Source organism: Pseudomonas sp. NCHU5216, assembly GCF_052156495.1.
Lineage (GTDB): Bacteria > Pseudomonadota > Gammaproteobacteria > Pseudomonadales > Pseudomonadaceae > Aquipseudomonas.
Window position 1 is genome coordinate 107,196 of sequence record NZ_JBQLIX010000011.1, and the last position, 14,195, is coordinate 121,390.

The 14,195-nt window shown below is 64.0% G+C and carries 12 protein-coding genes; 8 read left to right on the forward strand and 4 right to left on the reverse strand.

All coding sequences use genetic code 11. The annotated features are described in order from the left end of the window. The first annotated feature begins 43 nt into the window (after positions 1-43). The 8 genes from nuoG to nuoN all read left to right on the forward strand — a co-directional run bounded on the left by nuoG (position 44) and on the right by nuoN (position 10,220). Positions 44-2,752, forward strand: a complete 2,709-nt coding sequence (gene nuoG / locus ACSVIK_RS10760; RefSeq protein ID WP_442444320.1) for an NADH-quinone oxidoreductase subunit NuoG — start codon at positions 44-46, stop codon at positions 2,750-2,752. Continuing rightward, positions 2,749-3,741, forward strand: a complete 993-nt coding sequence (nuoH, locus tag ACSVIK_RS10765) for an NADH-quinone oxidoreductase subunit NuoH (RefSeq protein WP_442444321.1) — start codon at positions 2,749-2,751, stop codon at positions 3,739-3,741. Before nuoG ends, nuoH begins: the two co-directional genes overlap by 4 nt. A 154-nt stretch (positions 3,742-3,895) precedes the next feature. Then, positions 3,896-4,444, forward strand: coding sequence for an NADH-quinone oxidoreductase subunit NuoI (nuoI, locus tag ACSVIK_RS10770; RefSeq protein WP_017677093.1), 549 nt, complete (start codon positions 3,896-3,898; stop codon positions 4,442-4,444). Positions 4,445-4,511: 67 nt separating this feature from the next. Then, positions 4,512-5,021 carry an NADH-quinone oxidoreductase subunit J gene (gene nuoJ / locus ACSVIK_RS10775; protein WP_017360843.1) on the forward strand — a complete coding sequence of 170 codons (510 nt, stop codon included), beginning with the start codon at positions 4,512-4,514 and terminating at the stop codon, positions 5,019-5,021. Then, entirely contained in the window at positions 5,018-5,326 is a 309-nt protein-coding gene (nuoK, locus tag ACSVIK_RS10780) for an NADH-quinone oxidoreductase subunit NuoK (protein ID WP_003460477.1), read from the forward strand. Before nuoJ ends, nuoK begins: the two co-directional genes overlap by 4 nt. After that, positions 5,323-7,173, forward strand: coding sequence for an NADH-quinone oxidoreductase subunit L (nuoL, locus tag ACSVIK_RS10785; protein ID WP_442444322.1), 1,851 nt, complete (start codon positions 5,323-5,325; stop codon positions 7,171-7,173). Before nuoK ends, nuoL begins: the two co-directional genes overlap by 4 nt. Positions 7,174-7,186: 13 nt before the next feature. Further along, positions 7,187-8,716 carry an NADH-quinone oxidoreductase subunit M gene (gene nuoM / locus ACSVIK_RS10790; RefSeq protein ID WP_442444323.1) on the forward strand — a complete coding sequence of 510 codons (1,530 nt, stop codon included), beginning with the start codon at positions 7,187-7,189 and terminating at the stop codon, positions 8,714-8,716. Between the two features lie 19 nt (positions 8,717-8,735). Next, positions 8,736-10,220 (forward strand): NADH-quinone oxidoreductase subunit NuoN, encoded by a 1,485-nt coding sequence (nuoN, locus tag ACSVIK_RS10795; RefSeq protein ID WP_442444324.1) that lies wholly within the window; start codon positions 8,736-8,738, stop codon positions 10,218-10,220. Positions 10,221-10,396: 176 nt separating this feature from the next. Here the strand turns inward: nuoN and ACSVIK_RS10800 are convergent, their stop codons facing one another. From ACSVIK_RS10800 to ACSVIK_RS10815, 4 genes are read right to left on the reverse strand one after another with little or no spacing between them, the layout of a single operon-like run. After that, the gene (locus tag ACSVIK_RS10800) at positions 10,397-11,113 is read right to left on the reverse strand and encodes an ABC transporter ATP-binding protein (RefSeq protein ID WP_442444325.1); all 717 of its coding nucleotides are present in this window, start codon (positions 11,111-11,113) and stop codon (positions 10,397-10,399) included. Continuing rightward, entirely contained in the window at positions 11,110-11,988 is an 879-nt protein-coding gene (locus ACSVIK_RS10805) for an ABC transporter ATP-binding protein (protein ID WP_442444326.1), read from the reverse strand. Before ACSVIK_RS10805 ends, ACSVIK_RS10800 begins: the two co-directional genes overlap by 4 nt. Beyond that, positions 11,985-13,256: a high-affinity branched-chain amino acid ABC transporter permease LivM gene (livM, locus tag ACSVIK_RS10810; RefSeq protein WP_442444327.1), complete on the reverse strand. Its 1,272-nt coding sequence runs from the start codon at positions 13,254-13,256 to the stop codon at positions 11,985-11,987. The genes ACSVIK_RS10805 and livM overlap by 4 nt, the downstream gene beginning before the upstream one ends. Before the next feature lie 4 nt (positions 13,257-13,260). Continuing rightward, a complete protein-coding gene (locus tag ACSVIK_RS10815) occupies positions 13,261-14,175 on the reverse strand; it encodes an ABC transporter permease subunit (protein WP_442444328.1) in 915 nt (304 codons plus the stop codon). Positions 14,176-14,195: the final 20 nt, after the last annotated feature.

The following is a 14,195-nucleotide window of genomic DNA, read 5'->3' on the forward strand; positions in this document are numbered from 1 at the left end:
TTAGCCCGTCCACCTTCGGGTGGGCAAACGAAGACTGAAGAAAATGGCCACTATCCACGTAGACGGCAAAGATCTCGAAGTCGACGGAGCAGACAACCTCTTGCAGGCCTGCCTGTCTCTCGGACTCGATATCCCCTACTTCTGCTGGCACCCGGCGCTAGGCAGCGTCGGTGCGTGCCGCCAGTGCGCGGTCAAGCAGTACAACGACGAGAACGACACCCGTGGTCGCCTGGTCATGTCCTGCATGACGCCCGCCACCGACAACACCTGGATTTCCATTGACGATGAGGAAGCCAAGCAATTTCGCGCCAGCGTCGTCGAATGGCTGATGACCAACCACCCACACGACTGCCCGGTGTGCGAGGAAGGCGGTCACTGCCACCTGCAGGACATGACGGTGATGACCGGGCATAACGCCCGTCGTTATCGCTTCACCAAGCGCACCCACCAGAACCAGGAGCTGGGCCCGTTCATCGCCCACGAGATGAACCGCTGCATCGCCTGCTACCGCTGCGTGCGCTACTACAAGGACTACGCCGGCGGCACCGACCTGGGCGTCTACGGCGCGCACGACAACGTGTACTTCGGCCGCGTCGAGGACGGCACGCTGGAAAGCGAGTTCTCCGGCAACCTGGTGGAGGTCTGCCCCACCGGCGTGTTCACCGACAAGACCCACTCCGAGCGCTACAACCGCAAGTGGGACATGCAGTTCGCCCCGAGCATCTGCCATGGCTGCTCCAGCGGCTGCAACATCAGCCCCGGTGAGCGCTACGGCGAGCTGCGCCGCATCGAGAACCGCTTCAACGGCTCAGTCAACCAGTACTTCCTCTGCGACCGTGGCCGCTTCGGCTATGGCTACGTCAACCGCGAAGACCGCCCGCGTCAGCCGCTGCTGGCCGGCCAGGCCATCGGCATCGACGCCGCGCTGGACAAGGCCGCCGAGCTGCTCAAGGGCAAGCGTGTGATCGGCATTGGCTCGCCGCGCGCCAGCCTGGAGTCCAACTTCGCCCTGCGCGAACTGGTGGGTGCCAGCAACTTCTATAGTGGTATCGCGACCAGCGAACTGACCAATATCCGCCTGATCCGCGACATCCTGCAGAACGGCCCGCTGCCGACACCGACCCTGCGCGATGTCGAGCTGCACGACGCCATCTTCGTCCTCGGCGAAGACCTGACCCAGACCGCCGCGCGCCTGGCCCTGGCTCTGCGCCAGGCGGTCAAGGGCAAGGCCACCGAGATCGCTGCCGGCGCGCGGATTCAGGACTGGCATATGGCAGCGGTGCAAAACGTCGCCCAGCACGCGCTGCACCCGCTGTTTATTGCCAGCGTCACGGAAACCCGCCTGGATGACGTGGCTGCCGAAAGCGTGCACGCCGCCCCGGCCGACCTGGCTCGTATCGGTTTCGCCGTGGCCCACGCCATCGACCCGAACGCTCCAGCCGTCGACGGCCTGGAAGCCGAAGCGCAAGCGCTGGTACAGCGCATCGCCGATGCCCTGATAAATGCCAAGCGCCCGCTGATCGTCTCCGGCGCCTCGCTGGGCAACAAAGCCCTGATCGAGGCCGCTGCCAATATCGCCAGCGCGCTGAAGAATCGTGAGAAGGCCGGCTCGCTGAGCCTGGTGGTGCCCGAAGCCAACAGCCTGGGTCTGGCACTGCTGGGCGGCGAGTCCGTCGATGCCGCACTGGATGCCCTGAGTGGCGGCCAGGCCGATGCCGTAGTGGTACTGGAAAACGACCTGTACCGCCGCGCGGATACCGCCAAGGTCGATGCCGCGCTCAGCGCCGCACAGACGGTGATCGTTGCCGATCACCAGCGCACCGCCACCAGCGAACGCGCCCACCTGCTGCTGCCGGTGGCCAGCTTCGCCGAAGGCGACGGCACCCTGGTCAGCCTCGAAGGCCGCGCCCAGCGCTTCTTCCAGGTCTATGAGCCGAGCTACTACGACAGCAATATTCTGATCCGCGAAGGCTGGCGCTGGCTGCATGCGCTGCATAGCACCCTGCAAGGCAAGGCCGTGGACTGGACGCAACTGGATCAGGTCACCGAGGCCTGCGCCGCCAGCAACCCGCTGTTGGCAGGAATCAAGGACGCCGCGCCGAGCGCCTCGTTCCGCATCAAGGGCCTGAAGCTGGCGCGCGAGCCGCACCGCTACAGCGGCCGCACCGCCATGCGCGCCAACATCAGCGTGCACGAGCCGCGCCAGCCGCAGGATCAGGACACCGCTTTCGCCTTCTCCATGGAAGGCTACGCCGGCAGCAAGGAAGACCGGCAGCAGATTCCGTTCGCCTGGTCGCCGGGCTGGAACTCGCCGCAGGCCTGGAACAAGTTCCAGGACGAGGTCGGTGGTCATCTGCGTGCCGGCGACCCCGGCGTGCGTCTGCTGGAGGCCGCCGGTAACGTCCTGCCCTGGTTCGCCGTGAATGCTGCGTTCAATCCGGCAGCCGGCACCTGGCAGGTGGCGCCGCTGCACCACCTGTTCGGCAGTGAGGAAAACTCCGCGCGCGCCAAACCGATTCAGGAGCGCATGCCCGAGCCCTACGTGGCCCTGGCCCGTGATGAAGCGGCACGCCTGGGCGTGAACGACGGCGCGCTGCTGGCCCTGCGCGTCAACGGCCAGGCGCTGCGCTTGCCGCTGCAGGTGCGTGATGATCTGGCGGTCGGTCTGGTCGGCCTGCCGGTTGGCCTGCCGGGTATTCCGGCAGCAGTCGCCGGTGCCAGCGTGACCCTGCTACAGGAGGCCGCGCAATGAGCTGGTTGACGCCCGAACTGATCGAGATCGTCATTGCGGTACTCAAGGCCATCGTCATCCTGCTGGTGGTGGTGGTCTGCGGCGCGCTGCTGAGCTTCATCGAGCGGCGCCTGCTCGGCTGGTGGCAGGATCGCTACGGCCCCAACCGTGTGGGGCCGTTCGGCATGTTCCAGATCGCCGCCGACATGATCAAGATGTTCTTCAAGGAGGACTGGACGCCGCCGTTCGCCGACAGGTTCATCTTCACCCTGGCGCCGATGATCGCCTTCGCGGCGATGCTGATGGCCTTCGCCATCATCCCCATCACCCCGACCTGGGGCGTGACGGATCTGAACATCGGCATCCTGTTCTTCTTCGCCATGGCCGGTCTTTCGGTTTATGCCGTGCTGTTCGCCGGCTGGTCGAGCAACAACAAGTTCGCCCTGCTCGGCAGCCTGCGCGCTTCGGCCCAGACCATCTCCTACGAGGTATTCCTGGCCCTGGCGCTGATGGGTGTGGTGGCGCAGGTCGGCTCGTTCAACATGCGCGACATAGTCGATTACCAGGCGCAGAACCTGTGGTTCATCATTCCGCAGTTCTTCGGCTTCTGTACCTTCTTCATCGCAGCGGTGGCCGTGACCCACCGTCACCCGTTCGACCAGCCGGAAGCCGAGCAGGAGCTGGCCGACGGTTACCACATCGAATACGCCGGGATGAAATGGGGCATGTTCTTCGTCGGCGAGTACGTGGCCATCGTCACCGTGTCGGCGCTGCTCGTGACCCTGTTCTTCGGTGGCTGGCACGGCCCGTTCGGCCTCCTGCCGCAGATTCCGTTCTTCTGGTTCGCGCTGAAAACGGCCTTCTTCATCATGATCTTCATTCTGCTGCGCGCGTCGATCCCACGCCCGCGCTATGACCAGGTCATGGCCTTCAGCTGGAAGTTCTGCCTGCCGCTGACCCTGATCAACCTGCTGGTGACCGGCGCCGTCGTGCTGGCCACGGCCCAGTAAGAGGAGATTTACAAAGCAGCGAACGAAGGTCAGGCAAGGCGAAGTTCGCCGAAAAAGCGGAGTGTACGAGTAGTACATGAGCATTTTGAGGTGGACTTCAACGCAGCATGACCGAGTGCAGCAATTTGTAGATTTCCTCGTAGGAGAGATGAGAATGTTCAAATATATCTGGGACGTGCTGGTCGGTACCGGCACCCAACTGCGCAGCCTGGTCATGGTGTTCAGCCATGGCTTTCGCAAGCGCGACACCCTGCAATACCCGGAAGAGCCGGTCTATCTGCCGCCGCGCTACCGGGGCCGCATCGTCCTGACCCGTGATCCCGACGGCGAAGAACGCTGCGTGGCCTGCAACCTGTGCGCCGTGGCCTGCCCGGTGGGTTGCATCTCGCTGCAGAAGGCCGAGACCGACGACGGTCGTTGGTACCCGGAGTTCTTCCGCATCAACTTCTCGCGCTGCATCTTCTGTGGCCTGTGCGAGGAAGCCTGCCCGACCACCGCGATCCAGCTCACCCCCGATTTCGAGATGGGCGAGTTCAAGCGTCAGGATCTGGTGTACGAGAAGGAAGACCTGCTGATCAGCGGCCCCGGCAAGAACCCGGACTACAACTTCTACCGCGTTGCCGGTATGGCCATCGCCGGCAAGCCCAAGGGCGCCGCGCAGAACGAGGCCGAGCCGATCAATGTCAAGGGGCTGCTGCCATGACTCGTTCTTACCCTCTCCCCCAGCCCCTCTCCCGCACGCGGGAGAGGGGAGCAATGAGGAGCTTCTGATGGAATTCGCGTTCTACTTCGCCGCCGGTGTGGCGGTGGCCGCAACGGTCGGGGTGGTCACCAACACCAACCCGGTGCATGCCCTGCTCTATCTCATCGTCTCGCTCTTGGCGGTGTCGATGGTGTTCTTCGCCCTTGGCGCGCCCTTTGCCGGTGCGCTGGAAATCATCGTCTACGCCGGCGCCATCATGGTGCTGTTCGTCTTCGTGGTGATGATGCTCAACCTCGGCCCGGCTGCTGCCGAGCAGGAGCGCAAGTGGCTGACGCCCGGCATCTGGGTCGGCCCGGCGATTCTCAGCGCCCTGCTGCTCGGCCAGTTGCTCTATGTGCTGCTCAACCATGTCAGCGACGCCCATATCGGCCACACCACGGTGGAAGCCAAGGCCGTCGGCATCAGCCTGTTCGGCCCCTATCTGCTGGCCGTGGAACTGGCCTCCATGCTGCTGCTCGCCGCACTGGTCGCCGCCTACCACCTGGGCCGCCACGACGCCAAGGAGCCCACCGCATGACCGGTATCCCACTCGAACACGGCCTGGCCTTGGCCGGCGTGCTGTTCTGCATCGGCCTGGTCGGGCTGATGGTGCGGCGCAACATCCTGTTCATCCTGATGAGCCTGGAAGTGATGATGAACGCCGCTGCGCTGGCCTTCGTCGTCGCCGGCGCCCGTTGGGGCGCGGCTGACGGCCAGGTGATGTTCATTCTGGTGATCACTCTGGCAGCCGCCGAGGCCAGTATCGGCCTGGCGATCCTGCTGCAGCTGTATCGCCGCTTCAACACTCTGGATATCGACGCTGCCAGCGAGATGCGCGGATGAACCTTCTAGCCCTGACTCTATTCTTCCCGCTGCTCGGCTGGCTGCTGCTGGCCTTCTCGCGCGGACGCTTCTCGGAAAACACCAGCGCGGTGATCGGTGTCGGCTCCATCGGCCTGGCCGCTGCCAGCGCTGCCTGGGTCATCGCTGCCTTTCTCGGCAACCCGCCGGCCGGCGGCGCCTACAGCCTGACCCTGTGGCAGTGGATGAGCGTCGAAGGCCTGGCGCCGAGCTTCACCCTGCACCTGGATGGTCTGTCGGCCACCATGCTCGGCGTAGTCACCGGCGTGGGTTTTCTGATCCACCTGTTCGCCAGTTGGTACATGCGCGGCGAGGAAGGCTACTCGCGCTTCTTCGCCTACACCAACCTGTTCATCTTCAGCATGTTGCTGCTGGTACTCGGCGACAACCTGCTGGTGCTGTTCTTCGGCTGGGAAGGCGTGGGCCTATGCTCCTACCTGCTGATCGGCTTCTACTACAAGCACGTGCCCAACGGTAACGCAGCTCTCAAGGCCTTCATCGTCACCCGCGTCGGCGACGTGTTCCTGATGATCGGCATGTTCATCCTGTTCCTCAACCTCGGCACCCTGAACATTCAGGAGCTGATGGTACGGGCACCGCAGCAGTACGTGGCCGGCGACGCCTGGCTGTGGGTCGCGACGCTGATGCTGCTCGGCGGCGCGGTCGGTAAATCCGCCCAGTTGCCACTGCAGACCTGGCTGGCCGACGCCATGGCTGGCCCGACCCCGGTGTCGGCGCTGATCCACGCGGCCACCATGGTCACCGCCGGCGTCTACCTGATCGCCCGTACCCACGGCCTGTTCCTGCTGACCCCGGAGATTCTCGAACTGGTCGGCGTCGTCGGCGGCGTGACCCTGGTGCTGGCCGGCTTTGCCGCGCTGGTGCAGACCGACATCAAGCGCATCCTCGCCTACTCCACCATGAGCCAGATCGGCTACATGTTCCTCGCCCTGGGCGTCGGCGCCTGGGACGCGGCGATCTTCCACCTGATGACCCACGCCTTCTTCAAGGCCCTGCTGTTCCTCGCCTCCGGCGCGGTGATCAATGCCTGCCACCACGAGCAGAACATCTTCAAGATGGGCGGCCTGTGGAAGAAGCTGCCGCTGGCCTACGCCAGCTTCGTCGTCGGTGGTTCCGCACTGGCCGCCCTGCCGCTGCTGACCGCCGGTTTCTACTCCAAGGACGAGATCCTCTGGGAAGCCTTCGCCAGCGGTCATAGCGAGCTGCTCTATGCAGGCCTGGTCGGTGCCTTCCTGACCTCGATCTACACCTTCCGCCTGATCTTCATCGCCTTCCACGGCGAGCAGAATACCGAGGCGCACGCCGGCCATGGCATCGCCCACAACTTGCCGCTGATGGTGCTGATCGTGCTGTCCACCTTCATCGGCGCCTGGATCACTCCGCCGCTGGCCGGCGTGCTGCCGGAAAGCGTCGGCCATGCCGGGGGCGAGGCCAAGCACAGCCTGGAACTGCTCTCGGGGCTGATCGCGGTGAGCGGCATCCTCATCGCCGCCCTGCTCTTCCTCGGCCAACGCCGCGTCGTCTCCGCCGTGGCGCAGAGCGCACCGGGTCGCCTGCTGAGCGCGCTGTGGTTCGCCGCCTGGGGCTTCGACTGGCTCTACGACAAGCTGTTCGTGCGCCCTTACCTGCTGCTCTGCCACCTGCTGCGCCGCGACCCCATCGACCGCGGCATCGGCCTGGTTCCGCTGCTCGCGCGCGGTGGCAACGCCGCACTGGTGCGCAGCGAAACCGGCCAGGTGCGCTGGTACGCCGCCTCCATCGTCGGTGGCGCCGTGCTGGTGTTCGCCGTCATCCTCTTTCTGAGTTAAGGAAAACAGCCTGATGATTCTGCCCTGGCTAATCCTGATTCCCTTCATCGGCGGCTTGCTGTGCTGGCAAGGCGAGCGCTTCGGCCACGCCCTGCCGCGCTGGATCGCCCTGATCACCATGGGTCTGCTGTTCGTCCTGAGCCTGTGGCTGTGGGTCAGCGGTGACTTCACCCTGGCCCCAGCCCCGGACGGCGGCCCGCGCTGGGCCCACGAGTTCGTCATCGACTGGATCCCGCGTCTGGGCATCACCATTCACCTGGCGATGGATGGCCTGTCGGTGCTGATGGTGGTACTCACCGGCCTGCTCGGTGTGCTGTCGGTGCTCTGCTCGTGGAACGAAATCCAGCACCGCGTCGGCTTCTTCCACCTCAACCTGATGTGGATTCTCGGCGGCGTGGTTGGCGTGTTCCTCGCCGTCGACCTGTTCCTGTTCTTCTTCTTCTGGGAAATGATGCTGGTGCCGATGTACTTCCTCATCGCGCTCTGGGGTCATAGCGGCAGTGACGGTCGCACGCGCATCACCGCCGCCACCAAGTTCTTCATCTTCACCCAGGCCAGCGGCCTGATCATGCTGGTGTCGATCCTGGCCCTGGTGTTCGTGCACTTCAACCAGACCGGCGTGCTCAGCTTCAACTACGCCGACCTGCTGAAGACCGAGCTGGCGCCGGGCACCGAATACCTGTTGATGCTGGGTTTCTTCGTCGCCTTCGCGGTGAAGTTCCCGGTGGTGCCGGTGCACTCCTGGCTGCCGGACGCCCACGCCCAGGCGCCAACCGCCGGTTCGGTGGACCTGGCCGGTATTCTGCTGAAAACCGCCGCCTACGGTCTGCTGCGTTTCGCCCTGCCGCTGTTCCCCAATGCCTCGGCGGAGTTCGCGCCGATTGCCCAGTGGCTCGGTGTGTTCGCCATCGTCTACGGCGCGCTGTTGTCCTTCGCGCAGACCGATATCAAGCGCCTGGTGGCCTACTCCAGCGTCTCGCACATGGGCTTCGTGCTGATCGCCATCTACTCCGGCAGCCAGATCGCCCTGCAGGGCGCGGTGGTGCAGATGGTCGCCCACGGCCTGTCCGCCGCGGCGCTGTTCATCCTCTGCGGCCAGCTTTACGAGCGCCTGCACACCCGCGACCTGAGCCAGATGGGGGGGATCTGGGCGCGCATGCCCTGGCTGCCGGCCATCAGCCTGTTCTTCGCCGCCGCCGCCCTGGGCCTGCCGGGCACCGGCAACTTCGTCGGCGAGTTCCTCATCCTGATCGGCAGCTTCCCCGCTGCGCCCTGGGTCGTGGTGTTGGCCGCCAGCGGCCTGGTGCTCGGCTCGGTGTACGCCCTGGCGATGATCCACCGTGCCTACTTCGGCCCGGTGAAACAGGACACGCCGCTGCCCGGCCTGAAGGCTCGCGAACTGGCCATGGTGCTAGGCCTTGGCGTGCTGCTGATTGTGCTTGGCGTTTACCCGCAACCGGTGCTCGACACCTCCGCTGCCAGCATGCATGGCGTGCAGCAGTGGATGGCTGGCGCCCTCGATCAACTCGCCTCGGGCCGGTAAGGGTAAGGATTAGAGACTCATGGAACATCACGCTGTCGACTTCACCCTGCAACACCTGATCGCCCTGCTGCCGCTGCTGGTGACCAGCCTCACCGTGGTGGTGGTGATGCTGGCCATCGCCGCCAAGCGCAATCACACGGTCACCTTCTTCCTCTCGGTGGTGGGCCTGAACCTGGCGCTGCTGTCGCTGATTCCGGCATTGGAGGTGGCGCCGCTGTCGGTCACTCCGCTGCTGCTGATCGACAACTTCGCCTATTACTACATGGCCCTGGTGCTGGCCGCCAGCCTGGCCTGCATCACGCTGATCCATGCCTATCTGGGCGGTGATTCGGGCAAGGGCTATCCGGGCAACCGCGAGGAGCTGTATCTGCTGGTGCTGCTGTCCGCCGCTGGCGGTCTGGTATTGGTCAGCGCGCAACACCTGGCCAGCCTGTTCATCGGCCTGGAACTGCTGTCGGTGCCCACCTACGGCATGATCGCCTACGCCTTCTTCAACAAGCGCTCGCTGGAAGCCGGCATCAAGTACATGGTGCTGTCGGCCGCAGGCTCAGCCTTCTTGCTGTTCGGCATGGCGCTGCTATATGCCGAGTCCGGCAACCTGGCGTTCGCCGATATCGGTATCAGCCTGATGCGTGAAAGCAGCCAACTGGTGCAGATCGGCATCGGCATGATGCTGATTGGCCTGGCCTTCAAGCTGTCGCTGGTACCCTTCCACCTGTGGACGCCGGACGTCTACGAAGGCGCCCCGGCGCCGGTGGCGGCGTTCCTGGCCACGGCCAGCAAGGTGGCGGTGTTCGCCGTGCTGCTGCGCCTGTACCAGATTTCGCCGGCCATGAGCGGTGGCTGGCTGAACGAGCTGCTGACCCTGATTGCCATTGCCTCGATCCTGTTCGGCAACCTGCTGGCCCTGCTGCAGAACAACCTCAAGCGTCTGCTCGGTTACTCCTCCATCGCCCACTTCGGCTACCTGCTGGTGGCCCTGGTCGCCAGCAAGGGCCTGGCCGTGGAAGCCGTCGGCGTGTACCTGGCCACCTACGTGCTGACCAGCCTCGGCGCCTTCGGTGTGATCACCCTGATGTCCACCCCCTACAGCGGCCGCGATGCCGATGCGCTGTACGAGTACCGCGGCCTGTTCTGGCGGCGTCCGTACCTGACCGCCGTGCTCACGGTGATGATGCTGTCGCTGGCCGGTATTCCGCTGACGGCCGGTTTCATCGGCAAGTTCTACGTGATCGCTGCCGGCGTCGAGGCGCACCTCTGGTGGCTGCTCGGCGCCATGGTGCTGGGTAGCGCCATCGGCGTGTTCTATTACCTGCGGGTGATGGTCACCCTGTTCATGCGCGAACCCAACCTGCATCGCCACGATGCGCCCTTCGACTGGGGCCAGCGCGCCGGCGGCATCATGCTGCTGGTGGTCGCCCTGCTCGCCTTCTTCCTCGGCGTGTACCCGCAGCCGTTGTTGGAGTTGGTGCAGCACGCCGGGTTGGTTGCATTGGCGCAGTAAACGAAGCCCCGCAAACGAAGAGCCCCCGCAGATGCGGGGGCTTTCTTTTAAGGGTCGCGGCTAAAGCCCCTCCCACACAGGATCGTAGTGACTTGTGGGAGGGGCTTTAGCCGCGATAGTCAGCCCATCCCTGGGTTTCGCTGCGCTCTACCCAGGCTACGCAAACACGGCCTCAATCAATGCCCGCCCAGGTAAGCGTTGCGTACCTCTTCGTTGCCCAGCAGTTCAGCGCCGGTACCGGTCAGGCGAATTTCGCCCGTAACCATCACGTAAGCACGATCCGACAGTTTCAGCGCGTGGTTGGCGTTCTGCTCCACCAGGAAGATGGTCATGCCGCTCTGCGCCAGCTCGCGGAGGGTGGCGAAGATCTGCTTTACCACGATGGGCGCCAGACCCAGCGACGGCTCGTCGAGCAGTAGCAGCTTGGGCCTGCTCATCAGCGCGCGGGCGATGGCCAGCATCTGCTGCTCGCCGCCGGACATGGTCATGGCGCGCTGGTTGCGTCGCTCCTTGAGCCGCGGGAACAGCTCGAACATGCGCTGGATGTCCTCATCGGCATGGGCGGTGCCGATGGGGATGGTGCCCATCAGCAGGTTCTCCTCCACGCTCATGTCGGGGAACACCCGGCGCCCTTCCGGTGACTGGGCGATGCCGTTGGCAGCGACGAAGTGCGCCGACTTGTGGGTGATATCCGTGCCTTGGTAGAAAATCTGCCCTCCGCTGACACGCGGTTGGCCGAAGATCGACATCAGCAGGGTGGACTTGCCGGCACCGTTGGCGCCGATCAGACTCACCGTCTCGCCCGGGTTGATATGCAGGCTGACGGATTTCAGCGCCTGAATCGGCCCGTAGTGCACATCGACATCCTGAAACTGCAGTAACGGCGCACTCATGCCTCATCCTCTTCATCCGCGCCGAGGTAGGCGGCGATCACATTGGGGTCATTCTTGATCTGCTCCGGCGTGCCCTGAGCAATCACGTTGCCGTATTCGAGCACGACGATATGGTCGGAAATGTCCATGACCATGCCCATGTCGTGCTCGATCAGCAGCACGGTGATCTGATGCTCGTCGCGCAGACGGCGGATGATCCGGCTCAGTGCCTGAGTCTCCGCCGGATTGAGGCCGGCGGCCGGCTCGTCGAGACAGATCAGCTCGGGCTGGGTGCACATGGCACGGGCGATCTCCAACCGGCGCTGCTGGCCGTAGGACAGCTCGCCGGCCAGGCGGTTGGCGCAGTCGACCAGATCGACCACCTCCAGCCAGTAGAAGGCATGGTCGAGCAGCTTCGACTCGCGTCGGCGAAAACCCGGTGTGTTGAGGATGCCGGCCAGCAGATTGCGATTTGCGCTCATGTGCTGCGCTACCAGCAGGTTCTCCACCACCGACATTTCCTTGAACAGGCGGATGTTCTGGAAAGTGCGCGCCAATCCTGCGCGGTTGACCAGATGGGTGCCGCCGAACAACTTGTACCAGAGCCGCGAGGCGAAGCTGCCAGGCTGGACGAAGTCGCTGGGCTGGAACGGCTCACCGAGCACCTGGATGACGTTGGTGGTGGTGCCTTGGGCGTTGAGTGCGATGCTGCCACCGGTGGCCGAATAGAAGCCGGTCAGGCAGTTGAACACCGTGGTCTTGCCCGCTCCGTTGGGGCCGATCAGCGCCGAGATGGAGTGGCGCTCGATGCTGAAGTTGAAGTCGTTGAGCGCCTTGATGCCGCCGAAGTGCATCATCAGGCTGTCGACAGCGAGGATACGTTCGCCCTGTTTCATGGTGCCACTCCCTTGCGAATCGCGTAGCCGGTGCGACTGATGCGCACCAGCCCGCGCGGCCGCCAGATCATCATCAGCACCATCAGCACGCCGAACACCAGCATGCGGACATCGCCAAACTCGCGCAGCAGCTCGAACAGCAGGGTCATGGCGAAGGCCGAGATCACCACGCCGAGAGTCGAGCCCAGGCCGCCGAGCACGACGATGGCCAGCACCAGAATCGATTCGAGGAAGTTGAACGACGCCGGGTTGATGAAGCCCTGATAGGTGGCGAAGAACACCCCGGCGATACCAGCGGTGGACGCACCGATCATGAAGGCCGAAAGCTTGACCATGACGTGGTTGAGCCCCATCGCGCGGCAGGCGATCTCGTCTTCACGCAGCGCCTCCCAGGCTCTGCCGATGGGCATGCGGGTCAGCCGGTGCTTGATGTAGAGCACCGCCAGCACCACCACGAACAGCACGCTGTAGACCACGATCATCGACATGCTCGGGTTGTAAGCGATGCCCAGCAGCTCGTGCAGCGGCGTGCCGCCATCCTTGGCGCGGCGACCGAATTCGATACCGAAGAAGGTGATCCCCGGTGCGGACACACCGTTGGGGCCGTTGGTGAATTCCATCCAGTTGTTCAGCACCAGACGGATGATCTCGCCGAAGCCGAGGGTGACGATGGCCAGGTAATCGCCGTGCATGCGCAGTACCGGAAAGCCCAGTATCGCCCCGGCGACGGCCGCCATCACCGCCGCAATCGGCAACATGCTCCAGAAGCCCAGATCCAGATACTGATAGCCCAGCGCCAGACCATAGGCACCGATGGCGTAGAAGCCGACGTAACCCAGGTCGAGCAGCCCGGCCAGGCCGACCACTATGTTCAGACCCAGGCCCAGCAACACATAGATCAGGCACAGGATGATCACCGTCAGCCAGTACTTGCTGGCCAGGAACGGAAAGGCAATCGCCAGCAGGATGATCAGAGGAATGATGAAGCGCAGGCTGGACTTGTGATCCGCCGGCAGCACATGCACGCCACCTTCGCTGCGGCGCAGCGCGGCGAACCACTTGCGCCCGCTGGCCGTCTGGCCTAGAGCGCTGAGCAGACAGCGTCCGGCCATGACGATGGCCACCAGCAGCGCTACACGCTGCGGCTGCAGATTGAAGTCGTAACCGTCGAGCACGATGCCGACGATGGGGCCGAACACGATGAGTGCAAGCAAACCGGCCAGCGCGGTGTCACGCAGCACCGCCTTGAAGTCGAATGTCTCTGTCATGCCGTTACACCTTGGTCACTTGCGGTTTGCCGAGCAGCCCCTCGGGGCGGAAGATCAGCACCAGAACCAGCAGCGAAAAGCTGAACACGTCCTTGTAGTCGGAGTTGACCACCCCCGCGAATTGCGCTTCGGCCACGCCGAGAATCAGCCCACCGAGCATTGCCCCAGGCAGTGAGCCGATACCACCGAGCACCGCAGCGGTGAATGCCTTGATACCGATGATGAAGCCGGCATAGAAGTCGAAAGTGCCGTAGTTCATGGTGATCAGCACACCGGCCAGCGCCGCCATCGAGGCACCGATGACGAACACGTAGGAAATCACCCGGTCGGTATCGATGCCGAGAATCGAGGCCATCTTGCGATCCTGCTGGGTCGCCCGGCACATGCGCCCGAGCCTAGTGTGCTGGATCACGTAATGCAGGATCGCCATGCCGATCAGCGAGGCGACGATGATGAACAGCTTGGTGTAGGTGAGTTGCACATAGCCTTCGCCGACGTGGAACTTGATCACCCCATCGAGCAGCGTGGGCACGCCCTGCTGCCGCGCGCCCTGACTGAGCTGAACGAAGTTCTGCAGGATCAGCGACATGCCGATGGCGCTGATCAGCGGCGCCAGGCGCGTCGAATTGCGCAGCGGCTTGTAGGCGATGCGCTCGATGGTCCAACCGTAAACGCCGGTCACCACCAGGCTGAAGGCCAGGGTGCCAAGAATCAGAAAGGGGAACGACTCGACCCCGAAGAAGGCCAGTACCGCCAGGCCGATGGCGGCCAGATAGGCACTGATCATGTATACGTCGCCGTGGGCGAAGTTGATCATGCCGATGATGCCGTAGACCATGGTGTAGCCAATGGCGATCAGGCCATAGACCGACCCCAGGGTCACACCATTGATCAATTGCTGCAGAAAGATGCCGTCCATGAAGAAGCTCTCACAGGCAG